Below are 23,842 nucleotides of genomic sequence, written 5' to 3'. Positions count from 1 at the left end.
GAGCAGCCCGGGTGGCCCGGCCGGTCCGGGGAGGTGACGGAGTAGGGGGAAGGGTGGTGTGGGAGGTGCGGGTGGGCACAGAGACTCGGCGGGAGAGCAATGCCCGGGTGAGGCCAAGGAGTTCTGTGCATGCGACCTGCAACGATGGGCCGGAGACTGTTCCTGACGGGTTCGGCGGCGGCTGCGGCGGCCGTCGCGATGCGGCCTAGGACGGCGTACGGGGCGGATGCCCCGGCGGCGCCGCAGGCGAGGACCACGGCGGGGTGGGTACGGGGGAGTCAGGGGGACGGGTTCGCCGTGTTCAAGGGGGTGCCGTACGCGGCGCCGCCCACCGGCGCGCTGCGGTTCTCCTCGCCGCGTCCGCCGGCCGGCTGGGACGGGGTGCGGGACGCCACCGCGTTCGGTGCGCCCTCGCTCCAGTCGGTGCTGCCCGGCAGCAGCGAGGACTCGCTCTACGCGAACGTGTGGACGCCGAGCACCGACGGCCGGCGACCGGTGCTGGTCTACATCCACGGCGGCGGCTGGAAGTTGGGCGCCGCGAGCATGCCGGTCTACGACGGCTCGAAGCTCGCCGCCCGGGGCGACCTGGTGGTGGTGACCTTCAACTACCGGCTGGGCGTCTTCGGGTTCGGGCTGCACGAGGACCTGACCGACTGGCGGACCGGCTACGCCGCCAACTGGGGCCTCCAGGACCAGGCGGCGCTGCTGCGCTGGGTCTCCCGGAACGCGGCGGCCTTCGGCGGCGACCCGGACAACATCACGCTCTGCGGCACCTCGGCCGGCGGCTCCAGCACCTGGCAGCTGGCCCTGCACCCGGAGACCCGCCCGCTGATCCGCCGGATCGTGCCGATCAGCGCCGCGCACGTCTGGGCCCCGGCCGTCGGCCTGACCCCGGCGGACGCCCGGTCCGCGCTCGAACTCACCGCCGGCAAGCTCGGCACCACCGTGGCCGGCCTGCGCGCGGTGCCCGCGACCACGCTGCGCGACACCTTCGACGGCCTGTTCGCCGGCGCCCCGGCGACCCGGCAGCTGGCGAGCGGCCGCGAGTACCGGGGCCCGGTCGTGGACGGTTACTGGATGAGCGGCGAGGACTGGCAGTCGGCCGATCCCGGGCTGCCGGTCCTCTCGGTCAACACCGCCACCGAGGGCTCGTTCTTCACCGGTCCGGGCTCACCGTCGCCGCTGCCGACCCCGACCACGGACGAGGAACTCCGCACCGTGGTGGGCACCTACCTGCTCAAGGGCACCGACCAGGTGCCCGCCGGGCTGGCCGACAGCCTGATCACCGCCTACCGCGCGGCGGCCGTGGCCGAGGGCCGGCCGACCGACCCGCTGTCCGTGCTCACCGAGATCTACGGGGACGGCCTGCTCCGCTACCAGATCGTCCGGCTGGCCGAGCGGCGGGCGGCCCAGTGCCCGTCCCGGCAGTACCGGATGGAGTTCGCCCACCCGGTGCGGGCGCCCTGGTTCGGCTCGCCGCACGAGTCGACCTCGCCGTTCCTGTTCGGGACCAACGGAATTCCGTCCAACGCCCCGGAGTTCGGCAACGGCCCGCTGGAGCAGCAGGTCTCCGACACCTTCGGCGATCTGGTCGCCAGCTTCGCGCACGGCTCGGCGCCGACCAGCCCGAACGCCCCCGCGCTGCCGGTCTTCGCCCCGGACACCGCCAGCACCCTGGTGCTCGGCGGCCCGGCCGTGGCCCGGCTCGCGGTCACCCCGAAGGCCGCCCAACTGCGTGCCTGGGACACGGCGGGCTGGGTGCCCAGGCCGGTCTGAGCGAAGCAGTGAGCAGGCCGGGCCGCCCTCCGAGCGGGGGCGGCCCGGCCGCACGCGGGTCTGGCGGATCGTCAGCCGGTGTACTGCGAGAAGATCTTCGAGAACTCGTAGGGCTGCTGCGGGATGTTGGTGCACTTGAACAGGGCGCCGGTGCAGGCGTTGGCGTCCCGGCTCTCCTCCCAGAAGCCGAGCACCCCGAGGTGGTGCTGCTGGGCGAAGGCGACCAACTGCCGGGCGGCGGCCTGGTTGTAGATCTGGTGGTCGTCGTTCTCGCCGAGCATCGGAGTCACCCCGGTCATCGCCCAGAGCTGGGCGTCGGTCTTGGCCGGGTAGAGCGCCTTGATCTGGTCGTGGGTGGACTGCGCCGCCTGGACGGCCGCGTCGCCGTAGTTGGTGCTCGGGCGGCCGTAGTCCATCGCCATCACGTTGACCAGGTCCACGTTCACCCCGGCGTCGCGGGCCGACTGGACGATGGAGACGCCGTCGGCGGTCAGGCCCTCGGGCAGCACGGGGAGGGTGAGCGAGACCTTGAGGCCGGGGTGGGCGGCCTGGAGCTTGGCCAGGGCGGCCGAGCGGCGGTCGTTGGCGGCGTGGTCGGCCACGGCCGCGCCCTCGATGTCGAAGTCCACATACTTGAGGTTGTAGGCGTTGACCACCGCGTCGTACTCGGCGAACAGCGAGTTCACGTCGGTGCAGGCCTGGGCCAGCTCGGTGCCGGCCTCGCCGCCGAAGGAGATCTTCACGTCCCCGCCCGCCGCGCGCAGCGCGTCGATCTGGTCCTTGGCCCAACCCGTGCGCGGGTCATAGGCGTTGAACCAGCTGGCCTTGCAGCCCACGGCCGTCACGAAGGCGAGGGTGAAGGACTTCAGATTGCCGGCCGCGGCCATGTCCTTGAGCACCGGCACCGGCCAGGCGCCCATGTCCACGTACGGCGCGACCGGGATGCCCACGTTCGGCGGCGGGGTCTGGGTCGGCGAAGAGGTGGGGGAGGAGGTCGGCGAGGAGGTGGGGGTGGGGGAGGGCGACGGCGAGGTGGGCGGCGGGCTGGAGGGGGTGCCGCCGGGGCCGCTGAGCACCACGTCGTCGGCGAGGTAGGCGCCCTGGCCGTACCAGCCGTGCAGGTAGATGCTGACGCTGGTGGTGCTCGCGCCGGTGGTGAAACTGGTGCTCAGCTGCTGCCAGTTGGCGCCGCCCGGGGTCCAGACCGCCGGGTCGGTGACCCCGGCGCCGGTGGCGCCGAGGTAGACGTACGGGCCCTGGACCCAGGCTTGCAGCGAGTACTTGGTGTTGGGCTGGACGGCCACCGTCTGCGTGCACTGGGCGGTGTCGCTGTTGCCCACGGCCCCCTTCAGCGCGTACGTGCCGGAGTGCGCACCGGAGTTGACCACCGAGCCGGTGCCGGCCGAGCAGCTCCAGGGGCCGAGCGAGCCGGTCTCGAAGCCGGGGTTGGCCAGCAGGTTGCCGGTGACGGTGTCGGCCTGGGCGGAGACGGCGAGCGTGCTGAGGCCGCCGACGGCCAGGGCGCCGGCACAGAGCAGTGGGAGGAGCTTCGCCGCGCGCCGGGCGGCGGGGCGGTGGAGTGCGCGTGGCATGTGGGGTTGCCTCTCGGGACGTGCTGTGGGGGTGGTGGGGGTGGTGGCACGCGGCACGGCTGAATCAGCGTCAGGTCGGGCCGCGTCGCCGTGACTTCAAAATGGACTAGACCAAGTGCACACGTCAAGCACTCCACCGCTGGTTTAGCCCCTGGTTAAGGTTGACCACCCTTGCCCGACCCTTGACCTCGGAGGGATCAGCCCAGCGCGGCCAGTTCCGTGCTGTCGAGGACGAGCCCGGCGGCCGCTGCCGAATCCCGCGCGGAGGCCGGCCGGCGGGCGCCAGGGATCGGGATCACCACGGGTGACTGGGCCAGGTGCCAGGCGAGGCAGACCTGCTGGGGGCTGACGCCGCGGGCGCGGGCCACGGTGTGGAACGGGGTGTCGGCGGGTGGCGCGGCGGCGCCCGGGTCTTCCACGGCGCTCGGCGAGATGCCGCCGAGCGGGCTCCAGGGGAGGAAGGCCAGGCCGAGTTCGGTGCACAGGTCGAGCGTGTCCCGGCTGGCCCGGTGGGCGGGGGAGTAGCGGTTCTGGACCGAGACCAGCCGGGGGCCGAGCAGCGCGTGGGCCGTCCGGATCTGCGCGCCGTCCACGTTGGAGAGGCCCACCGCCCGGATGGTGCCGACCTCGGCCAGTTCGAGCAGCGCGCCGACGGATTCGGCGAAGGGGACGGCCGGGTCCGGCTTGTGCAGCTGGTAGAGGTCGATCGCCTCGACCCCGAGGCGGGCGGCCGAGGCCTGGGCCGCCCGGCGCAGGTGGGACGGACGGCCGTCCACCGTCCAGGACCCGTCGCCGGGACGGCCCCGGCCGCCCTTGGTGGCCACCAGTACCTCCCGCGCGCCGCTGCCGTAGGCGGCCAGTGCGCGGGCGATCAGCCTTTCGTTGTGGCCGAGTTCCTCGGCGTGCCAGTGGAAGGAGTCGGCGGTGTCGATCAGCCGCACGCCCGCGTCGAGCGCGGCGTGGACGGTGGCGATCGCCTGTGCCTCGTCCGGGCGGCCCTCCACGGAGAGCGGCATCGCGCCGAGGCCGATCGGGCCGACGGCGAGCTCACCGATGCGGCGGGGGAGGGGAGTCGGGGTGGTCATGCGTGGAGCTCCCGGACGGCGAGCGGCAGCCAGGTGGCGGCCGGGGTGAAGGTGAAGCCGAGCTCGGCGGCGCGGGTGGTGTCCATCGCGTAGCAGTGCTCGAAGGAGAAGGGGGAGAGCTCCTCGTCGGCCGAGGCCGAGGCCGAGGCCGGGGTCGCGGTCGAGGCTGAGGTCGGGGTCGGGTCCGAGGGCGGGGTCGGGGGCACCGTGAGCCGGGGTTCGGCGCCGAGGACTCGGCCCACCACCGTGCTCAACTCCCGTGCGTCCAGCGGGTCGGGGGAGGCCGCGTTGACCGGGCCGGTGAACGCGGCGGTGGCGGCCCAGGCCAGGAAGGCGGCGATCTCCGGGGCGTGGACGAAGGTGGCGGGCTGGGGCTCGGGGTGGACGGCCACCGGGTGGCCCTGCCCGATCCGCTCCACGTAGTGGGCGAGGCGGCCGGTGAAGTCGGCGCCGCCGAGCACATGGGCGGTCCGGACGGTGACCAGCTCGAAGGGGGCCAGTCGGGTCAGCAGGGCCTCCGCCTGGCGCTTGCCCTCGCCGTAGTGGTCTCCGCAGAACTCGGGGTCGCTCCAGGGGAGTTCGAGGTCGACCGGCCAGGTGGTCGGGTCGAAGGCCGACTCCGGGAGGGCCGGGCCGCCGGGGCGGCCGAGCTCCGCGTAGACCTCGACGGTGGAGGTCAGCAGGTAGCGCGGGGTGCGGCCGGCGAAGACCCGGGCGGCGATGGCGGCCTGGACGGGCGTGTAGCAGACCTGGTCGATCACCACGTCGAAGCGGCGGTCGCCGAGGGCGGCCCGCAGGGCGGCCTCGTCGTTGCGGTCGGAGCGCAGGTGGGTGACGCCGGGCGGGGCCGGGGTCGAGCCCCTGTTGATCACGGTCACCGCCGCGCCCGCGTCCCGCAGCAGCTCGATCAGCCGTCGTCCGAAGTAGCGGCTGCCGCCGATCACGCACACGTCCATGGTCGTGGTCCTCTCCGTTCCGGTGTCGTTTTCGGTATCAGCCTGCCGGGAGCCGGACGACAGCGGTAGTGTCGAGCTGACGGTCAGGTCATCAGCAGAACTGTCGACAGGGGAGAACGTGATCGACGTCCAGCGGCTCGCGGTGCTCCGCGAGGTGGCGCGCCGGGGCAGCTTCAACCAGGCCGCGCTCGCCCTGCGCTGCACGCCTTCGGCCGTCTCGCAGCAGGTGGCCGCGCTGGAGCGGAGCCTGGGTGCGCCGGTGGTCGAGCGGTCCACCCGGGGGGTCACGCTGACCGATGCGGGGCGGCTGCTGGTGGAGGCGGCCGAGGCGATCGCCGCCGAACTCGCCGACACCCAGCAGCGGGTGACCCGGCTGACGGCCGAGCGGACGGCGCTCACCGTGGCCACCTTCGCCAGCGGCGGCCGGCGGCTGCTGCCCGGGGCACTGGCCGCCTTCGTGGCCGCGCACCCGGAGGTGGAGCTGACCATCCTGGAGGCGGAGCCCGAGGAGAGCCTGCCCGCCGTCCGGGAGGGCCGGGCCGACCTCGCGCTGGCCTACCACCTGGACGGCCCGCCGCCCGCCCGGCCCGGCGACCGCTCGGGCCTGGACTGGACGCCGCTGGGGGAGGACCCGCTGCGGGTGGTGCTGCCGAACGGGCACCCCGCCGCGGGCCGGGCGGAGCCGCTGCACCTGGCCGAACTCGCCGACCAGCGCTGGATCCTGGGCTGCCACAAGTCGGCCGGGCAGCTGGCCCGGCACGGCGCCCTGGTCGGGGTCGAGCTGCGGATCTCCTGCACGGCCACCGACTACGCCTTCGCCCAGGCCCTGGTCGGCGCCGGGGTCGGCATCGCGCTGATCCCCGAGATCGGCCTGACCGGCGACCCGGAGCTGGCCGTCCGCCCGCTGGCCGAGCCGGCCCCGCGCCGCCACCTCGGCCTGGCCCTGGCCCGCCGCCGGCGCGGCCGGGCGGCCCGCCTGGCCGAAGAACTGGCGAACGGGCTGGCGATCGGGCTGGAGAACGGTCTGGTCAGCGACCTCGGGTAGGGGTGCCCCGATCGGGGGCCGTGCTCCCTGGCGCGGGTGTGAGGCAGGTCACGGCAACGGCCCGGCGCGGTCGGACAGGTACAGACGTGGAGACAACGACAAGAGCCCGGATCCGGGCCGGCGACGCGGTGGCCTACGGGCAGCTCTTCGAGGAGCACGCCCAGGCCGTGCACCGGCACGCGCTGCGGATGACCGGTGAGTGGGCGGTGGCCGAGGACGTGGTCTCGCTGACCTTCCTGGAGGCCTGGCGGCTGCGCGCCAAGGTCGATCCGGAGGGAGAGAGCCTGCGGCCCTGGCTGCTCGGCATCGCGACCAACGTCATCCGCAACACCCGCCGGGCGGCCCGCCGTCACCGGGAGGCGATGGCCAAGCTGCCGCCGCGCGAGAGCCTGCCGGACATCGCGGTGGAGTTGACCGCGCGGATGGCCGATGCGGAGCAACTCGCCGCTGCCAAGGCCGCGTTGGCGCGGTTGAAGCCGGCCGAGCGGGAGGTCTTCGCGCTCTGCGTCTGGGAGGGGCTGGACCACGCGGCGGTGGCCGAGGCGCTCGGCAAGCCGGTCGGCACCATCCGCTCGCGGCTCTCCCGGGCCCGCGCCCGGCTGCGCGACCTCACCGAGAAGGAGCTCGCGGCGGCCCGTGCCACCAGGGGCGCGGCCCTCGCCCCCGAGGCGGGACCGAGCCCGGAAGAAAGACTGCAACGCCCCGGCGCCCACGGACAGGTAACTGATGACCGCACAGTCGCGGTCCGGCCGACCAAGGAGACGATCCGATGACTGCCGACCCCGACCCCCGGTCCGAGCGGGCCGAGCGTGCGGAGCTGGCCCGGCTGCTGCCCAGTGCGGCGGCCCCGGAGCTCTCCCCGCGCCGTCACCTCCTGCTGAAGGAACACCTGATGGACACCGTGCACGAGCAGCGCACCCGCACCCCGCACCGCCGTCGCCTGGTCCTCAAGATCGCCCTCCCGGCCGTGGTGGCCGCCGGTGCGGCCGCCGTAGCCCTGGTCCCGAACGCCGGACCTGCCTCGACGCCCGCCATCGCCAAGGCACCGACGCAGGCGCAGCTGGGGACCATCTCCAACGTGGGGTACACGTTGGAGAGCAAGGCCGACCGGCTCACGCTCACCATGTTCGACGAGCAGAAGGGCGTGGACCCCGACCAGCTCCAGCGCGACCTCGACCGGGCGGGCGTACCGGCCCGGGTCTACCCCGGCGAGTTCGGCTGCAAGGAGAAGGAGCCCGACGTTCCGGACCGTGACACCTCGGCCCTCACCGGTGACTTCCTCACCGACAACGGGTGGACGATCGAGACCCAGGGCACCAAGAGCGTGCTCACCGTGCTCCGCGGCCGTATCCCGGCCGGGCAGGAGCTGTTCATCTACCTGCCGGAGATCAAGACCACACCTGCCCACAAGCTGGGTGAGTCGCACACCGGGCTGATGAAGGCTCCCGGGCCCTCCTGCCTGCCGGCGAAGGTCTTCTTCAACCCGCTGGCCAGCCTGTACCCGACGCCGCCCAAGCACTGACCCGCGCGGGTCGGCTTGACCTGGAGTGCACTCCAACCGACAGAGTGGACTCCGGCAACGGCCGATCGAGCGAGCGGAGAACAACGGCGATGCGTACCACCACACTCGGCGCGGACGGGCCGGAGATCGGGGTCATCGGGCTCGGCTGCATGGGGATGACCTGGGCGTACGACCCGAACGGGCGCAACGACCCCGCTTCGGTCGAGGTGCTGCGCGGCGCGCTCGACCTCGGGGTCACCCTGATCGACACCTCGGACATCTACGGGCCCTACGACAACGAGGAGTTGGTCGGCCAGGGGCTCGCCGGGCCGTACCGGGAGCGGGCCGTGCTCGCGACCAAGGTGGGCCTGGTGCCGGGCACCGGCGAGGTCCGGGTCGGCAACGATGGGCGGCCCGAGCACGTGCGGGCGGCGATCGACGCGAGCCTGCGCCGGCTCGGCACCGAGTACGTCGACCTCTACCAGCTGCACCGGGTCGACCCGAAGGTGCCGATCGAGGAGACCTGGGGCGCGCTGGCCGAGGCCGTCCAGGCGGGCAAGGCGCGGGCGATCGGGCTCTCCGAGGTGACGGTGGAGCAGATCGAGCGGGCCCGGGCCGTCCACCCGGTGGCCTCGGTGCAGAACGAACTCTCGCTCTGGACCCGGGATTCGCTGGCCGAGGTGCTGCCCTACACCGAGGAGCACGGCATCGCCTTCCTGCCGTTCTCCCCGCTCGGCCGGGGCTTCCTGACCGGGCGGTACGCCTCGGCGGCCGAACTGCCCTCCGACGACTGGCGGTCCACGCTGCCGCGGTTCCAGGAGGAGGCGTTCCAGGCCAACTTGGCGATCGTGGCCAAGGTGCGGGAGATCGGTGAGCGGCTGGGCGCGACCCCGGCCCAGGTGGCGCTCGCCTGGGTGCTGGCGCAGGGGCGGTACGTGGTGCCGATCCCGGGCACCAAGACGCCCAAGTACCTGGCGGAGAACGCGGCGGCGGCCGAACTCACGCTCTCGTCGGCCGACTTGGCCGAGCTGGACGCCCTGCCGGCGCCGGTCGGCGGCCGGTACTGAGTGAGTACGTGTGGGGCAGGACCGGTACCGGCCCTGCCCCACGCGGCTCTTGTCCCACAGGGGTGTTACGGGGTGACCCAGATCTCCAGCTTGCCGCTCTCGGCCGGGGCCGAGGGCGTGGTCTCGCGCACCTCGGCCAGTCGGTAGCCGAGCTTGCGCGGCACGGCGGAGCTGGCCAGGTTGGCGGTGTCGCAGTGGATCTCGACCCGCTCGATCTGCGGCAGCGCGAGCGCGGCCTCGGTCAGTGCGCGGGCGCAGTCGGTGGCCACGCCCTTGCCGGTGTGGGCCTCGGCCACCCAGTACCCGATCTCCAGCGCGCCCGCGCCGACCCGGCCGTGCAGGCCGAAGGCGCCGATCACCTCGCCGGGCGCCTGCTCCGACCAGGCCAGGTACATGAAGTCGGTGCCCGTCTCCCAGAGCGCGATGCCCTCGTCGACCATCGCCGTGGTGTGCTCCAGCGTCGGCTTGGCGCCGGCCCAGGGCATCCACGGGTGCAGGTGCGCCAGGTTGCCGGCGACGGCGGCGTTGAGCGGCTCGGCGTCGCCGGCCGCCCGGCGGCGGAGCGACACCCCGTTGCGGAGCGCGATCTGCTCGGGCGGGCGGACGACGGTGGCGGGGTCCTCGGTGCTGTGACTCATGGCTGGGATTATCGTGCCTGGTCAGCCGCCTGATCAACGGCTTTCGAGCCGGGGCGGGCCGGATCGTCCCAGACCGGGACGGAACGGTCAGAGGCGGACCAAGACCTCGTCAAGTCCCTTCCGGTGCAAGTCCGGCACCCGTGCGTCGGCGGCCGGGTAGCCCACCGGGATGACGTACGCGGCGCGCTCCTCGGCCGGGCGGTCGCAGACCTCGTTGAGGAACTTCATCGGGCTCGGGGTGTGGGTGAGGGTGGCCAGGCCGGCCTGGTGCAGCGAGGCGAGCAGCAGGCCGACGGCGATGCCCACCGACTCCTTGGTGTAGTACGGGCGCGGCGAGTCCGGGCCCTTGTGCACCTCGAAGACCACGATCACGGCGGGCGCGTCCTCCAGGAAGGGCTTGCGCCAGTCGGTGCCGATCGGCGCCAGCGCGGCCAGCCACTCCTCGGAGGCCCGGTGCGCGTAGAACTCCCGCTCCTCCGCCTCGGCGGCCTCGCGCAGCCGCCGCTTGCGCTCCGGGTCGGTGATCACCACGAACCGCCAGGGCTGCACGTGCGCGCCGCTGGGCGCGGTGGCGGCGGTGCGGATCGCGCTCTCGATCACCCCCTCGGGCAGCGGGGTGGTGGCGTAGTCGCGGACGGTGCGGCGCTGGGCCATCACCCGGTGGAAGGCCTCGCTGCGGGCCAGCGCCTGGTCGGCGGGCACGGTCATCGGGCTCAGCGGCACGGTGGGGTGTCCCGCGCTGTCGGTTGCACTCATGGCCCACAGCAGAGCACAGCGCGGCGGCCCGGCGGTATGGCCCGATTGGACCAGACCACTGGGCCGCCGCCTACGGCGTCAGCTCTCCCGGACGGTGCCGCCCGCGACCTCCCAGCGCCGGTTCACCGTGACGGTGTCCAGCATCCGCCGGTCGTGGGTGACCAGCAGCAGGGTGCCGGTGTACGAGGCGAGCGCCGACTCCAGCTGCTCGATGGCGGGCAGGTCGAGGTGGTTGGTGGGCTCGTCGAGCACCAGCAGGTTGACCCCGCGGGCCTGGAGCAGGGCGAGCGCCGCCCTGGTCCGCTCGCCCGGCGAGAGGGTGGCCGCAGGGCGCAGCACGTGCACCGCCTTGAGGCCGAACTTGGCCAGCAGGGTGCGGACCTCCTCCTCGGAGAGCTCCGGCACGGCCGCACCGAAGGCCACCGCCAGCGGCTCGTCCCCCAAGAAGAGGCCACGGGCCTGGTCCACCTCGCCGACCACCACACCGGAGCCCAACGAGGCGCTGCCGCCGTCGAGTTCGAGCCGGCCGAGCAGGGCGGCCAGCAGGGTGGACTTGCCGGCGCCGTTGGCCCCGGTGATGGCCACCCGGTCCGCCCAGTCGAGCTGGAGGTCGACCGGGCCGAAGGCGAACTCGCCGCGCTTGGCGGTGGCCGCCCGCAGCGTGGCCACCACCGAGCCCGAGCGGGGCGCGGTGGCGATCTCCATCCGCAGCTCCCACTCCTTGCGCGGCTCGTCGACCACGTCGAGGCGCTCGATCATCCGCTGGGTCTGCCGGGCCTTGGCGGCCTGCTTCTCGGTGGATTCCTGGCGGGTGGCGCGGGCCATCTTGTCGTTGTCGCCGCCCTTGCGGCGGGCGTTGCGGACGCCGTTCTCCATCCACCCGCGCTGCATCCGGGCCCGGGCCTCCAGGCCGGCCTTGGTGTCGGCGTACTCCTCGTACTCCTCGCGGGCGTGCCGGCGGGCGGTGGCCCGCTCCTCCAGGTACGACTCGTAGCCGCCGCCGTAGAGGTTGACCTGCTGCTGGGCCAGGTCGAGCTCCAGCACCTTGGTCACCGTACGGGCCAGGAACTCGCGGTCGTGGCTGATCAGCACGGTGCCCGCGCGCAGGCCCTTGACGAAGGCCTCCAGCCGCTCCAGGCCGTCCAGGTCGAGGTCGTTGGTGGGCTCGTCGAGCAGGAACACGTCGTACCGGGAGAGCAGCAGCGAGGCCAGCCCGGCCCGGGCCGCCTGACCGCCGGAGAGCGCCGTCATCGGCAGGTCGAGGCTCACCTTGAGGCCCAGCTGGTCGGCCACCTCCTCGGCCCGCTCGTCCAGGTCGGCGCCGCCCAGCTCGAGCCAGCGGTCCAGGCTCACCGCGTACGCGTCGTCCGCGCCGGGGCGGCCCTCGACCAGGCCCTCGGTGGCCTCGTCCAGCGCGGCCTGCGCGGCGGCGACCCCGGTGCGGCGGCCCAGGAAGGCCCGCACCGTCTCGCCCTCGCGCCGCTCGGGCTCCTGCGGCAGGTGGCCGACGTTCGCGGTGGGCGGGCTGAGCTTGAGCGAACCGGCCTCGGGCGTGTCCAGCCCGGCCAGCAGGCGCAGCAGCGTCGACTTGCCGGCGCCGTTGACGCCGACCAGCCCGATCACCTCGCCCGGCGCGACCACCAGGTCGAGCCCCGAGAAGAGGGTGCGGTCGCCGTGGCCGGCGCTGAGATCCTTGACAACGAGAGTGGCACTCATGATGCCTCGATCTTAGGGCCCGGCCTCGGCCGCCCGATAAACCGCTTGCCGCCTCCTGCCGGGCCCGGTTACCGTCGTTGTCAGCCCCGCAGGAGCGGGAGCGTTCGCATCACCCGTCTGGAGAAGGCCGTTGCTCTACTGAGGTCATGAGACACCGCCCCCCGTGTCCACCTGTTCCGTCGGTGGTGCGCGGCGTGTGAGCGTGCAGACCTCAGCGTGAGCCGTGCCTTCGTGCCCTCCCCGCTGTCCGCCGCAGTAGCGGTGTCTCCCCGTGTTGCCCTTTCCCCTCGCAACCACCCTCGGGAGGCCCCCATGGCATCACCCACCACCTCGATCCTCTGCACCGACCTCGCCTTCGAGTGGCCCGACGGCGCCCCCGTGCTGGACGGCTTCCACCTGGCGATCGGCCCCGGCCGCACCGGGCTGATCGGGCTCAACGGCGCGGGCAAGTCGACCCTGCTGCGCCTGCTCGCGGGCGAGCTCACCCCGACGGCCGGCACCGTCCGGGTGGCCGGCGAGCTGGGTTACCTCCCGCAGGGGCTCACCTACAGTGCGCCGCACCGGGTCGACGAGGCGCTCGGCATCCGGGCCGCCCGGGAGGCGCTGCACGCCATCGAATCCGGCGACGTGGACGAGCGGCACTTCGCCGCCGTCGGCGACGACTGGGACGTGGAGGAGCGCGCGCGGGCCGTGCTGGCCAAGCTCGGCCTGGAGCGGCTCGGGCTCGACCGCACCACGGCCGAACTCTCCGGCGGCGAGGCGGTGCTGCTGCACCTGGCGGCCCTGCTGCTGCGCCGGCCCGACGTGCTGCTGCTCGACGAGCCGACCAACAACCTGGACCGGCGGGCCCGCGGCTTGCTGTATGACGCGATCGACGGTTGGGGCGGGGTGCTGGTCGTGGTCAGCCACGACCGCGAGCTGCTCGAACACGTCGACCAGATCGCCGACTTCCGGGACGGCTCGGTCACCTTCTTCGGCGGCACCTTCAGCGACTACGAGCGCGCGGTGGCCGCCCAGCAGGAGACGGCCGAGCGGCTGGTCCGGGCGGCCGAGGCCGACGTCCAGCGGCAGAAGCGCGACCTGGCCGAGGCCCGGATCAAGCTGGCCCGCAGCGCGAACTACGGGGAGCGCAAGTCCAAGCAGCGCAACGACCCGAAGATCCTGGCCGGCGCCTTCAAGCGGCGGGCCGAGGAGACGGCGGGCCGGGTCAAGGGCCTGCACACCGAGCGCCTGGCCGAGGCCAAGGAGCGGCTGACGGCCGCCGAGGAGGCGGTGCGGGACGACGCCGAGATCCGCATCGACCTTCCGCGCACCGCCGTCCCGGCCGGGCGCACGGTGCTCACCCTCGACAAGGTCCGGCTGCCGTACGGCCTGCGGGCCGAGCTGGAGCTGCGCGGGCCCGAGCGGGTGGCCCTGGTCGGACGCAACGGGGCGGGCAAGTCCACCCTGCTGCGCGCGATCGCCGGCGAACTCGCCCCGCTGGAGGGCGAGATCACCACCCCGGTGCCGATCCGCTACCTGCCGCAGCGGCTCGACCTGCTGGACGAGCGGCTCACCGTCGCGCAGAACGTGAAGCGGTACGCCCCCCAGGCGCCCGACAACACGATCCGCGCCCGGCTGGCCCGGTTCCAGTTCCGGGGCGGCCGGGCCGACCAGAGCGCGGCCACCCTCTCCGGCGGCGAGCGCTTCCGCGCCTCGCTGGCCGCGCTGCTGCTCGCCGACCCGGCGCCGCAGCTGCTGCTGCTCGACGAGCCGACCAACAACCTCGACCTCGCGAGCGTGCGCCAGCTCACCCAGGCGCTCGCCTCGTACCAGGGGGCGCTGGTCGTGGTCAGCCACGACCTGGCCTTCCTGCGCGGGCTCGGGCTGACCCGCTGGCTGGAGCTGGACGGGGAGTTGAAGGCGGTGAGCCCGATGTGACGCAGTCGCGAGGCGGGTTCCGGTACCGGGCGGGTACCCAGCGTGGTACCCGCCCGGTACCATCGGGCCATGCCAGCACTCAACATTGAGTACACCGAGCTCGAACTCGCCGCCATCCGCGAGGCCGCCGCTGCGGACGGCAAGAGCGTGAAGGCCTACGTCCACGACCTCAGCGTGCGCGAGCAGAAGCGCCGCACCTTCGTGAGCCACGCGGTCGCGTTCTGGAACGAGCACCTCGAGGAGTTCGACGCGGCGTTCCCCGAGGACACGCCCGCCGCCCGGCGCGGCGCCGCCGAGCGCACCGCCGCGGCCTGACGCGGGCCGCCGCGTGATGCTGCTGCACGTCGACATCCGGTGGCTCCTGGACGTCCAGGAGCAGGCCTCGCCCGAGGACCTGACCGTCCGCGACTACTCCGCTCTGCAGGCCGCCGTGGCCCGCCACCGGGTCAACACCGCCCAACTCGGCCACGACGCCGACCCGTCCTGGTGCGCCGCCGCCCTGATGCACACCATCGTCCAGCTGCGCCCGCTGCCCGTGCGCAACAACCTCTACGCCTGCATGGCCACCGCGGCCTACATGCACGCCGCCGAGGAGGGCATCGACCCGCCGTACGGCGCCCTGGTCGAACTCGCCCGCGACGTGGCCGAATCCCGGGCGGACGTGTTCGCGGCCGCCGACCGGATCCGCTCCTGGCGGATCTGACGGGTCGGCGGCCGCGGTGGTCGGCGCTCCGGTTCGGGCTTCCTGGTCAGGCTTCCCGGGTGGCGGGCTTGAGCCTGCGGTTGACCAGGGTGCCGAGGCGGTCGAGGCCGACCACGGCGGCGGCGAGCACGATGAACTCGACCGTCAGCAGGGCGATCTGGCCGCCCACCCAGCCGTAGCCCTTGGTGGTCGGGTCCAGGAAGAAGTACGGGTAGGCGTTGGTGAAGTCGGGGAAGAGGGCGGCGCGCAGCAAGGTCAGGCCGGCGTAGCCGAGCGGGAAGGCGAGCCAGAGCGGGAGGTCGCGCCAGTGCGAGGCGTTGCGCGGCTTGAGGCAGAGCCAGTCGATCATCACCATGATCGGCGTGGTGTAGTGCAGCAGGAAGCTCGACCAGTGCTGGAGGCGGTCCGCGCTGGAGCCCTCGACCAGACCCGGCAGCGGGTTGGCGCCGTGGTTGAGGAGCACGTGGGCGACGATCCCGGTGATCGTGATGTACAGCGTGGCGGCGCCGCGCAGCCGGGGCGCCGGGGCGTCCACCGTGTTGCGCTTGGCCATCCAGTACACCGCGCCGAGGAAGTAGCCGAGCACGATGACGTTGCTCTCGACGGTGAAGTACACCAGCGAGCCCTGCCCGGTGATCAGCCCGAACCCGGCCGACAGGGCGATGGCGAGGCGCCACCAGATGGCAGGGCGGGTCCAGACCGAGGACATGTGTTCACCAGCTCTTCGCTCTTGGTGCTGGGGATCTTCCGGCACCTGGGGATCGTCGCACTCTACCCACCGGTACAGTCGCGAGGGAAGCCGGAACGGCGCAGGTCACGGTGCGTGCACCGGCGCTCCCCAGCGCCGGCCGCCCGGCGTGCGTCAGCGGCTCCCGGGCCGGACGAAGCCGGATTCGTAGGCCGCGATCACCGCCTGCGTGCGGTCCCGGACCCCCAACTTGGCGAGCACGCTGCCCACGTGGCTCTTGGTCGTCTCGACACTGACCACCAGCCGCTCGGCGATCTCCCCGTTGGTCAGCCCCTCGGCGATCAGCCGCAGCACCTCGCCCTCCCGCTCGGTCAGCCGGGGCAGCGGAGCGGTTGGCGTCCGGCTGCCGGCCCCGAGCAGGGCGAGCTCGCGCAGGGCGTCCGGGAAGAGCAGCGACTCCCCGCGCGCCACCAGCCGCACCGCCTGCACCATCTCCTCCGCCCGGGCCCGCTTGAGCAGGAAGCCGGAGGCCCCGGCCCGCAGTGCCTCGTACACGTGGTCGTCGTTCTCGAAGGTGGTCACCACCAGCACCTTCGGCCCGTCCCCGCCCGCCGTCAGCCGCGCCGTCGCCTCGATCCCGTCCGTCCCGGGCATCCGCACGTCCATCAGCACCACGTCCGGCCGCAGCTCCGCCGCCAGCGCCACCGCCTCGGCCCCGTCGGCGGCCTCCCCGACCACCCGCAGGTCCAGCTCCCCGGCCAGCACCGCCCGCAGCCCGGTCCGGACCAGGCGCTCGTCGTCGGCGACCAGCACGGTGATCGTGCCGTCAGGGGGAGTGGGGGTGCTCATGCGGTGCCCTCCGGGCGTTCGAGTGGGGTGGTGGGTAGCGGCTGACGAGCGCGACGGCTCCATCGGCGGGAGCGGTGCCCGGTGGTGACCGGGTCGGGTGTGGCGCAGGGCTCGCCGGGTGCTCGCCGTGCGCCGGGCCGGCGGCCTCACGGTGCGCGCCGGGACGGCTGCGGCAGCGGGAGGGCGACGGCCAGCTGCCAGTGGCCGTCCTGCGGGCCGGCCTGGTAGCTGCCGCGCAGGGCGGTGGCGCGTTCGGCGATGCCGCGCAGGCCCCGGCCGCCGCCGGGGCGGCTGGGGCGGCCGGGGCCGAGCGGGTTGGTCAGCTCGACCCGCAGCCAGCCGTCGGCCGGAGCCAGCCGCAGCCGCACGGCCACCGGCCCGGCGTGCCGCAGCACATTGGTGAGCCCCTCCTGCACGATCCGGTACGCCTCCCGCGAGACCCCCGGCGCCAGCCCGGCCAGCTCCGCCGGCACGGCCTCGACCTCGACGGTGGCCCCGGCCAGCCGCACCGACCGCAGCAGCACCTCCAACGCCGCCAGGGTCGGCCCGGTCTCGCCGCCCTCCCCCACCACCCCCGGCTTCGTCGCCCGGTCGGTCGCCGGTGCGTGTGCGCTCGTCGCCCCGCCGTGATCCGTCGCCGCTCCCTGGGCCGACGCCGTGGGCCCGGGCCTCGCCCAGCCACGCGCCGGATACCCACGCCTCGCCCGTCCGCTGCCCGCCGCTCCGCTCGTCGTTGCGGCACCCCCGCCCTCGTGGCTCGCCGCCTCCGGCGGGTCCTCGCGGAGCAGCCCGAGCACGGTGTCGAGCTCGGCGACCGCCGCCCGGGCGGTCTCCTCGATCGCGGCCAGGGCCTCGGCGGTGAAGGCGGGGTCGGTGGCCAGGGTGCGGCGGGCGGCGGCGGCCTGGATGGTGACGGCGCTGAGGGCGTGGCCGACGGAGTCGTGGAGTTCGCGGGCCAGGCGGTTGCGGTGGGCGAGTTCGAGGGCGCGGCGCTCGGCGGCGGCGAGCCGTTCGGCGGGGGTGGGGCCGAGCAGGGCGGGGGCGCAGCGGGCCAGCAGGGCGCCGGCCGCCGTGACCACCGCGAACAGGCCGAGCAGCAGCAGGAGCCCCAGCAGCACCCCGGGCGGCCGCCACCCGCCGAAGAGCACCCGCATCAGCTGCTGCGCCGGCGGCCCGAACACCCCGGCCCCGGAGGCGATCAGCACCGCCGCCAGCGGCGGCACGGAGAGCGAGAGCCCGCTGATGATCCCGCCGAGCCCCAGGTGCAGCACGTACCAGAGCGCGGTGCGCCGCCGGGCGTCCCAGGAGTGGGCGGGGGTGGCCGACAGCTCCTCCGCCGCCGCCGAGCCGCAGAGCGCCCGCGCGGCGGTGCCCTCCAGGGCCCGGACCATCGGCACCAGCGCGGTGAACACCGCGAACACCAGCCCCACGGGCAGCCCGAGCAGCTGGAGCGCCAGCGCGCCGACCGGCCCGGTCCGCACGGGGAGGGAGTGCAGCAGCAGCTCGCTGAGGAACCAGTACGGCATGAGCAGCGCGCCGCCGAGCACCAGGTGCACCCAGCGCAGCACGGCGCGCCGCCCGAACAGTCCGCTCATCGCACTGACCCTATGTCAGCCCGCCGTCCGCCCATCATGGGAGTGAGCCTGCCGTCCGGCCGTTCCGTCCCGCATCCTCCCGACGGCCCGACCTGCTCCCTCGCGCGGGGGAGGGACGGGGGAGGAGAAGGAAGGCCCACGGGTCCTTGTTACCGGCCGGTCGCTTCTCTATCATCTCGGGTGTTACAGCTCTACTGTCAAACACCGGCAGTCGAACCTCGGGCGAGGGCAGGGGCAGGGGCAGCAGATGACCGAGACCACCGGGCCGCTGGCCGGAGTACGGGTGGTGGAGCTGGCCGGGATCGGCCCCGGCCCGTTCGCCGCGATGCTCCTGGCCGACCTGGGCGCCGACGTCGTCCGGGTGGACCGGCCGACGCCCCCGGCGCTGGGCGCCGATCCGGCGCACGACGTGACCAACCGCAACAAGCGCTCGGTGGTGATCGACCTCCGCAGCCCCGAGGGCCCCGGCCTGCTGCTCGACCTGGTGGCCCGGGCCGACCTGCTGATCGAGGGGTACCGGCCCGGCGTCGCCGAGCGGCTGGGGGTCGGGCCCGAGGAGTGCCTCGCCCGCAACCCGGCCCTGGTCTACGGCCGGATGACCGGCTGGGGCCAGGAGGGGCCGCTCGCGCAGGCCGCCGGGCACGACATCGGGTACGCCGCCACGGCCGGGGTGCTCGGGCTGATCGGGCCGGCCGGCGGGCCGCCGGCCATCCCGGCCAACCTGCTGGGCGATTACGCGGGCGGCTCGCTCTACCTGGTGGTCGGCCTGCTGGCCGGGCTGCACCACGCCCGCGCCACCGGCGCCGGCCAGGTGGTGGACGCCGCGATCGTGGACGGCGCCGCCCACCTGACCTCGATGCTCTGGGGCCTGCGGGCCACCGGCCTCTGGCAGGACCGGCGCGGGGCCAACCTGCTCGACGGCGGCGCGCCGCACTACTCGGTGTACGAGACCGCCGACGGCCGCCACATGGCGGTCGGTGCCCTGGAGCCGCAGTTCTACACCGAGTTCGTCCGGCTGCTCGAGCTCGACGGCGCCCCCGAGCAGTACGACCTGGCCCGCTGGCCCGAGCTGCGGGAGAAGATCGCGGCCCGGTTCGCCACCCGCACCCGGGCCGAGTGGGCCGAGGTCTTCGAGGGCACCGACGCCTGCACCGCCCCGGTGCTCACCCTCGGCGAGGCCGCCGACCACCCGCACCTGGCCGAACGCGGCACCTACACCACGTACCGGGGCCTCACCCAGCCCGCCCCCGCGCCCCGCCTGTCCGGCACCCCGGGCACGCTGCGCCGTCCGCCCGCCGTGCCGGGCGCCCACACCGCCGAGGTCGCCGCCGACTGGGGCGTACCCGGGCTCGACACCAAGGAGACCCACGTTGGAGCGTGAGCTCTACACCCAGGAGCACGAGGACTTCCGGGCCGTGGTCCGGGAGTTCCTCGCCCGCGAGGTGCTGCCGCACCACGAGCGCTGGGAGCAGCAGGGCATCGTCGACCGCAGCGCCTGGCTGGCGGCGGGCAAGCAGGGCCTGCTCGGGCTCGCCGTGCCGGAGGAGTACGGCGGCGGGGGCGTGCCCGACTTCCGCCACGCGGCCGTGCTGGCCGAGGAGTTCACCCGGGCCGGGGCGACCGGGCCGGCCTTCGGGCTGCACAACGACGTGATCGGGCCGTACTTCACCGCCTTCGCGAACGAGGAGCAGAAGCGCCGTTGGCTGCCCGGCTTCTGCAGCGGCGAGCTGATCAGCGCGATCGCGATGACCGAGCCCGGCGCGGGCTCGGACCTGCAGGGCATCCGCACCAGCGCGGTGGACATGGGCGACCACTACCTGCTGAACGGCGCCAAGACCTTCATCTCCAACGGCATCCTGGCCGACCTGGTGATCGTGGTGGCCAAGACCACCCCCGAGGGCGGCGCGCACGGCCTCAGCCTGCTGGTGGTCGAGCGCGGCATGCCCGGCTTCGAGCGCGGCAAGAACCTGGACAAGATCGGCCAGAAGGCCCAGGACACCGCCGAGTTGTTCTTCAACGACGTCCGCGTGCCCAAGGCGAACCTGCTCGGCACCGAGCACGGCGCCTTCCTGCACCTGATGCAGAACCTGGCCCAGGAGCGGCTGGCCATCGCCGTGGCCGCCATCGCCGGGGCCGAGCACCTGCTGGAGCTCACCACCGAGTACGTGAAGCAGCGCGAGGCCTTCGGTCGGCCGCTGGCCAAACTCCAGCACGTGCGCTTCGAGTTGGCCGAGATCGCCACCGAGTGCGCGGTCACCCGCACCTTCGTCGACCGCTGCATCACCGAGCTGGGCCGCTACGCCCTGACTCCCTCCGACGCCTCGATGGCCAAGTGGTGGGCCACCGAACTGCACAAGCGCACCGCCGACCGCTGCCTCCAACTGCACGGCGGCTACGGCTACATGAGCGAGTACCCGGTGGCCAAGGCGTTCACCGACGGCCGCATCACCACCATCTACGGCGGGACGACCGAGATCATGAAGGAGATCATCGGTCGCTCCCTGCTCGGCTAGCCCCCATCCTCGTGAAGCGAAAGGCACTTGAAGTGACCACCGAAGCGTACGTCTACGACGCTATCCGCACGCCGCGCGGCAAGGGCAAGGCCAACGGCAGCCTGCACGGCACCAAGCCGATCGACCTGGTCGTCGGCCTGATCCACGAACTCCGGCGCCGCTTCCCGACCCTGGACCCGGCCGCGATCGACGACATCGTGCTCGGCGTGGTCAGCCCGATCGGCGACCAGGGCTCCGACATCGCCCGGATCGCGGCGGTGGCCGCCGGGCTGCCCGACACCGTGGCCGGCGTGCAGGAGAACCGCTTCTGCGCCTCGGGCCTGGAGGCCGTCAACCTCGCTGCGGCGAAGGTCCGTTCGGGCTGGGAGGACCTGATCCTGGCCGGCGGCGTGGAGTCGATGTCCCGGGTCAAGATGGGCTCCGACGGCGGCGCCTGGTTCGCCGACCCGATGACCAGCTTCCAGGTCGGCTTCGCGCCGCAGGGCATCGGCGCCGACCTGATCGCCACCCTGGAGGGCCTCAGCCGCACCGACGTGGACGCCTTCGCCGCCGAATCCCAGGCCCGGGCCGCCAAGGCGCAGGCCGGCGGGTACTTCGACCGCTCGGTGGTGCCGGTCAAGGACCGCAACGGCCTGGTGGTGCTGGACCGCGACGAGTTCATCCGCCCCGGCACCACGGTCGAGACGCTGGCCGGGCTCCAGCCCTCCTTCGCCACCATCGGCGACGTGGGCGGCTTCGACGCGGTGGTGCTGCAGAAGTACCACTGGGTGGAGAAGATCGACCACGTCCACCACGCGGGCAACTCCTCCGGCATCGTGGACGGCGCGGCCCTGGTCGCGATCGGCAGCAAGGAGGTCGGCGAGCGGTACGGGCTGCGCCCGCGCGCCCGGATCGTCTCGGCGGCCGTCTCCGGCTCCGAGCCGACCATCATGCTGACCGGCCCCGCCCCGGCCACCCGCAAGGCGCTGGCCAAGGCCGGGCTGACCGCCGCCGACATCGACCTGGTCGAGATCAACGAGGCCTTCGCCGCCGTGGCGCTGCGCTTCATGCGCGAACTCGACTTCCCGCACGAGAAGGTGAACGTCAACGGCGGCGCGATCGCGCTCGGCCACCCGCTCGGCGCCACCGGCGCGATGCTGGTCGGCACCATGATCGACGAGCTGGAGCGGCGCGACCTGCAACGCGGCCTGATCACCCTCTGCGTCGGCGGCGGCATGGGCGTCGCCACCATCATCGAGCGCATCTGACCACCCCACCTCGGAGATCTGAACTCATGTCTGACAACACTTCCGTGATCCGCTGGGAGCAGGACCAGGACGGCGTGGTCACCCTCGTCCTCGACGACCCGGCGCAGTCCGTCAACACCATGAACGCCGCCTTCCGCGACTCCTTCCGCGAGACGCTGGCGCGCCTGCGGGCCTTCGAGGGCCTGCGCGGGGTGATCCTCACCTCGGCCAAGAAGACCTTCTTCGCGGGCGGCGACCTCAACCTGCTCTCCGCCGTCCGCCCGGAGGACGCCGAGGAGTTCTTCGAGGCCTCGATGGAGCTCAAGCGCGGCCTGCGCGCGCTCGAGACGCTCGGCAAGCCGGTGGTGGCCGCGATCAACGGCAGCGCGCTGGGCGGCGGCCTGGAGCTCGCGCTGGCCTGCCACCACCGGGTCGCGCTGGACGCCCCCGGCAGCAAGCTCGGCTTCCCCGAGGTGACCCTCGGCCTGCTGCCCGGCGGCGGCGGGGTGGTGCGCACCGTCCGGCTGCTCGGCATCACCGACGCGCTGCTCAAGTGGCTGCTGCAGGGCCGCCAGTACCGCCCGGCGCAGGCGCTGAAGCACGGCCTGGTGCACGAACTCGCCACCGACGCGGAGGACTTGCTGGCCAAGGCGCGGGCCTTCATCGCGGCCAACGAGACCGCCCAGCAGCCCTGGGACGTCAAGGGCTACAAGATCCCCGGCGGCACCCCCGCCAACCCCTCCTTCGCGGCCAACCTGCCCGCCTTCCCCGCCAACCTCAGCAAGCAGCTGAACGGCGCGCCCTACCCGGCCCCGCGCAACATCCTCGCGGTGGCGGTGGAGAGTTCGCAGGTGGACGTGGACACCGCGATGGTCATCGAGGCCCGGTACTTCACCGAGCTGGCCTGCGGGCAGACCGCCAAGAACATGATCAAGGCACTCTTCTTCGACTTGAACGCCGTCAACTCCGGTGCGGGCCGCCCGAAGGAGGTGCCGGCCCGGCAGGTCCGCAAGGTGGCCGTGCTCGGCGCGGGCATGATGGGCGCCGGCATCGCGTACTCCTGCGCCAAGGCCGGCATCGAGGTGCTGCTCAAGGACGTCACCCTGGAGGCCGCCGAGCGCGGAAAGGCCTACAGCGCGGGCCTGTTGGACAAGGCGGTGGCCCGGGGCCGCTCCACCGAGGCCAAGCGGGCCGAGCTGCTGGCCCGGATCACCCCGACCGCCGACGCGGCCGACCTGGCGGGCTGCGACGCGGTGATCGAGGCGGTGTTCGAGAACCCCGAGCTCAAGCACAAGGTCTTCCAGGAGGTGCAGGCCGTGGTGGCGCCGGACGCGCTGCTCTGCTCCAACACCTCCACCCTGCCGATCGGCCTGCTGGCCGAAGGGGTCGAGCGCCGGGCCGACTTCATCGGTCTGCACTTCTTCTCGCCGGTGGACAAGATGCCGCTGGTCGAGATCATCCGCGGCCCGGAGACCGGGGACGAGGCGCTGGCCCGCGCCTTCGACCTGTGCCGCCAGATCGCCAAGACCCCGATCGTGGTCAACGACTCGCGCGGGTTCTTCACCTCCCGGGTGATCGGCCAGTTCATCAACGAGGGCGTGGCGATGGTCGGCGAGGGCGTCGACCCGGTCTCGGTCGAGCAGGCCGCCGCCCAGGCCGGCTACCCGGCCAAGGTGCTCTCACTCCTCGACGAGCTGACCCTCACCCTGCCGCGCAAGATCCGCAACGAGACCCGGCGGGCGATCGAGGAGGCGGGCGGGGTCTGGCCCGAGCACCCGGCCGACGTGGTGATGGACCGGATGCTCGACGAGTTCGGCCGCGAGGGCCGCAGCGGCGGGGCCGGCTTCTACGAGTACGAGGACGGGCAGCGGACGCGCCTGTGGCCGGGCCTGCGCGAGCACTTCACCAAGCCCGAGGCGCAGATCCCGTTCGAGGACATGAAGGAGCGGATGCTCTTCGCCGAGGCGATCGACTCCGTCCGCTGCCTGGAGGAGAACGTGCTCACCTCCGTCGCGGACGCCAATGTCGGCTCCATCCTGGGCATCGGCTTCCCGGCCTGGACCGGCGGCGTGCTCCAGTACATCAACGGCTACCGGGGCGGCCTCCCCGGCTTCACCGCCCGCGCCCGAGAGCTGGCCGCCGCCTACGGCGAGCGGTTCGCCCCGCCGGCCCTGCTGGAGCGGATGGCCGCCGAGGGCAGCACCTTCTGACCGACC

21 protein-coding genes are annotated in these 23,842 nt (G+C 73.6%); 12 read left to right on the top strand and 9 right to left on the bottom strand.

The window, feature by feature from the left end; translation table 11 throughout:
* Positions 1 to 129: 129 nt before the first annotated feature.
* Positions 130 to 1,776, top strand: a complete 1,647-nt coding sequence (locus tag CFP65_RS07825; protein WP_217368149.1) for a carboxylesterase/lipase family protein — start codon at positions 130 to 132, stop codon at positions 1,774 to 1,776.
* 71 nt (positions 1,777 to 1,847) lie between these two features.
* On the opposite strand, the gene CFP65_RS07820 is transcribed toward CFP65_RS07825, so the two are convergent.
* The 3 genes from CFP65_RS07820 to CFP65_RS07810 form a co-directional block, all read right to left on the bottom strand.
* Complete coding sequence (locus tag CFP65_RS07820; RefSeq protein ID WP_104815404.1) at positions 1,848 to 3,368, bottom strand: carbohydrate binding domain-containing protein; 1,521 nt, start codon at positions 3,366 to 3,368, stop codon at positions 1,848 to 1,850.
* A gap of 197 nt (positions 3,369 to 3,565) precedes the next feature.
* Positions 3,566 to 4,453: an aldo/keto reductase gene (locus CFP65_RS07815; protein ID WP_104815403.1), complete on the bottom strand. Its 888-nt coding sequence runs from the start codon at positions 4,451 to 4,453 to the stop codon at positions 3,566 to 3,568.
* Positions 4,450 to 5,409: an NAD-dependent epimerase/dehydratase family protein gene (locus CFP65_RS07810; RefSeq protein ID WP_104815402.1), complete on the bottom strand. Its 960-nt coding sequence runs from the start codon at positions 5,407 to 5,409 to the stop codon at positions 4,450 to 4,452. Before CFP65_RS07810 ends, CFP65_RS07815 begins: the two co-directional genes overlap by 4 nt.
* A gap of 118 nt (positions 5,410 to 5,527) precedes the next feature.
* On the opposite strand from CFP65_RS07810, the gene CFP65_RS07805 reads away from it, so the two are divergent.
* The 4 genes from CFP65_RS07805 to CFP65_RS07790 all read left to right on the top strand — a co-directional run bounded on the left by CFP65_RS07805 (position 5,528) and on the right by CFP65_RS07790 (position 9,022).
* Positions 5,528 to 6,454 carry a LysR family transcriptional regulator gene (locus CFP65_RS07805; RefSeq protein ID WP_104815401.1) on the top strand — a complete coding sequence of 309 codons (927 nt, stop codon included), beginning with the start codon at positions 5,528 to 5,530 and terminating at the stop codon, positions 6,452 to 6,454.
* An 86-nt stretch (positions 6,455 to 6,540) separates the two neighbouring features.
* Positions 6,541 to 7,227, top strand: coding sequence for an RNA polymerase sigma factor (locus CFP65_RS07800; protein ID WP_104815400.1), 687 nt, complete (start codon positions 6,541 to 6,543; stop codon positions 7,225 to 7,227).
* The gene (locus tag CFP65_RS07795) at positions 7,224 to 7,976 is read left to right on the top strand and encodes a hypothetical protein (protein ID WP_104815399.1); all 753 of its coding nucleotides are present in this window, start codon (positions 7,224 to 7,226) and stop codon (positions 7,974 to 7,976) included. The genes CFP65_RS07800 and CFP65_RS07795 overlap by 4 nt, the downstream gene beginning before the upstream one ends.
* A gap of 89 nt (positions 7,977 to 8,065) precedes the next feature.
* Positions 8,066 to 9,022 (top strand): aldo/keto reductase, encoded by a 957-nt coding sequence (locus CFP65_RS07790; protein ID WP_104815398.1) that lies wholly within the window; start codon positions 8,066 to 8,068, stop codon positions 9,020 to 9,022.
* 65 nt (positions 9,023 to 9,087) lie between these two features.
* On the opposite strand, the gene CFP65_RS07785 is transcribed toward CFP65_RS07790, so the two are convergent.
* The 3 genes from CFP65_RS07785 to CFP65_RS07775 form a co-directional block, all read right to left on the bottom strand.
* Entirely contained in the window at positions 9,088 to 9,660 is a 573-nt protein-coding gene (locus CFP65_RS07785) for a GNAT family N-acetyltransferase (protein WP_104815397.1), read from the bottom strand.
* A gap of 87 nt (positions 9,661 to 9,747) precedes the next feature.
* The gene (locus tag CFP65_RS07780; RefSeq protein ID WP_104815396.1) at positions 9,748 to 10,416 is read right to left on the bottom strand and encodes a nitroreductase family protein; all 669 of its coding nucleotides are present in this window, start codon (positions 10,414 to 10,416) and stop codon (positions 9,748 to 9,750) included.
* Between the two features lie 78 nt (positions 10,417 to 10,494).
* Positions 10,495 to 12,132 (bottom strand): ABC-F family ATP-binding cassette domain-containing protein, encoded by a 1,638-nt coding sequence (locus CFP65_RS07775; RefSeq protein ID WP_104815395.1) that lies wholly within the window; start codon positions 12,130 to 12,132, stop codon positions 10,495 to 10,497.
* 312 nt (positions 12,133 to 12,444) lie between these two features.
* Between CFP65_RS07775 and CFP65_RS07770 the strand changes: the two genes are divergently transcribed.
* From CFP65_RS07770 to CFP65_RS07760, 3 genes are all read left to right on the top strand, one after another.
* Complete coding sequence (locus CFP65_RS07770) at positions 12,445 to 14,052, top strand: ABC-F family ATP-binding cassette domain-containing protein (protein ID WP_104815394.1); 1,608 nt, start codon at positions 12,445 to 12,447, stop codon at positions 14,050 to 14,052.
* Between the two features lie 69 nt (positions 14,053 to 14,121).
* Complete coding sequence (locus CFP65_RS07765) at positions 14,122 to 14,367, top strand: hypothetical protein (protein ID WP_104815393.1); 246 nt, start codon at positions 14,122 to 14,124, stop codon at positions 14,365 to 14,367.
* Positions 14,368 to 14,383: 16 nt separating this feature from the next.
* Entirely contained in the window at positions 14,384 to 14,755 is a 372-nt protein-coding gene (locus CFP65_RS07760) for a toxin Doc (protein WP_104815392.1), read from the top strand.
* A gap of 46 nt (positions 14,756 to 14,801) precedes the next feature.
* Here the strand turns inward: CFP65_RS07760 and CFP65_RS07755 are convergent, their stop codons facing one another.
* The 3 genes from CFP65_RS07755 to CFP65_RS40150 form a co-directional block, all read right to left on the bottom strand.
* Positions 14,802 to 15,464, bottom strand: coding sequence for a Pr6Pr family membrane protein (locus tag CFP65_RS07755; protein WP_104815391.1), 663 nt, complete (start codon positions 15,462 to 15,464; stop codon positions 14,802 to 14,804).
* Positions 15,465 to 15,617: 153 nt separating this feature from the next.
* Positions 15,618 to 16,292 carry a response regulator transcription factor gene (locus CFP65_RS07750; protein WP_104815390.1) on the bottom strand — a complete coding sequence of 225 codons (675 nt, stop codon included), beginning with the start codon at positions 16,290 to 16,292 and terminating at the stop codon, positions 15,618 to 15,620.
* A gap of 146 nt (positions 16,293 to 16,438) precedes the next feature.
* Positions 16,439 to 17,887 (bottom strand): sensor histidine kinase, encoded by a 1,449-nt coding sequence (locus tag CFP65_RS40150; protein ID WP_104815389.1) that lies wholly within the window; start codon positions 17,885 to 17,887, stop codon positions 16,439 to 16,441.
* 247 nt (positions 17,888 to 18,134) lie between these two features.
* On the opposite strand from CFP65_RS40150, the gene CFP65_RS07740 reads away from it, so the two are divergent.
* From CFP65_RS07740 to CFP65_RS07725, 4 genes are read left to right on the top strand one after another with little or no spacing between them, the layout of a single operon-like run.
* Entirely contained in the window at positions 18,135 to 19,268 is a 1,134-nt protein-coding gene (locus CFP65_RS07740; RefSeq protein ID WP_168219578.1) for a CaiB/BaiF CoA-transferase family protein, read from the top strand.
* Complete coding sequence (locus CFP65_RS07735) at positions 19,258 to 20,400, top strand: acyl-CoA dehydrogenase family protein (RefSeq protein WP_104815388.1); 1,143 nt, start codon at positions 19,258 to 19,260, stop codon at positions 20,398 to 20,400. The genes CFP65_RS07740 and CFP65_RS07735 overlap by 11 nt, the downstream gene beginning before the upstream one ends.
* Positions 20,401 to 20,432: 32 nt before the next feature.
* On the top strand, positions 20,433 to 21,647 hold the full coding sequence (locus CFP65_RS07730; protein WP_104815387.1) for an acetyl-CoA C-acetyltransferase: 1,215 nt from the start codon (positions 20,433 to 20,435) through the stop codon (positions 21,645 to 21,647).
* A gap of 26 nt (positions 21,648 to 21,673) precedes the next feature.
* Positions 21,674 to 23,836 (top strand): 3-hydroxyacyl-CoA dehydrogenase NAD-binding domain-containing protein, encoded by a 2,163-nt coding sequence (locus CFP65_RS07725; RefSeq protein ID WP_104815386.1) that lies wholly within the window; start codon positions 21,674 to 21,676, stop codon positions 23,834 to 23,836.
* Positions 23,837 to 23,842: the final 6 nt, after the last annotated feature.

It is taken from the genome of Kitasatospora sp. MMS16-BH015, assembly GCF_002943525.1.
In the GTDB taxonomy this organism is placed as follows: domain Bacteria; phylum Actinomycetota; class Actinomycetes; order Streptomycetales; family Streptomycetaceae; genus Kitasatospora.
The sequence above is the reverse complement of the archived record's forward strand: the minus strand, read 5'-3'. Positions and strand labels throughout refer to the sequence as shown.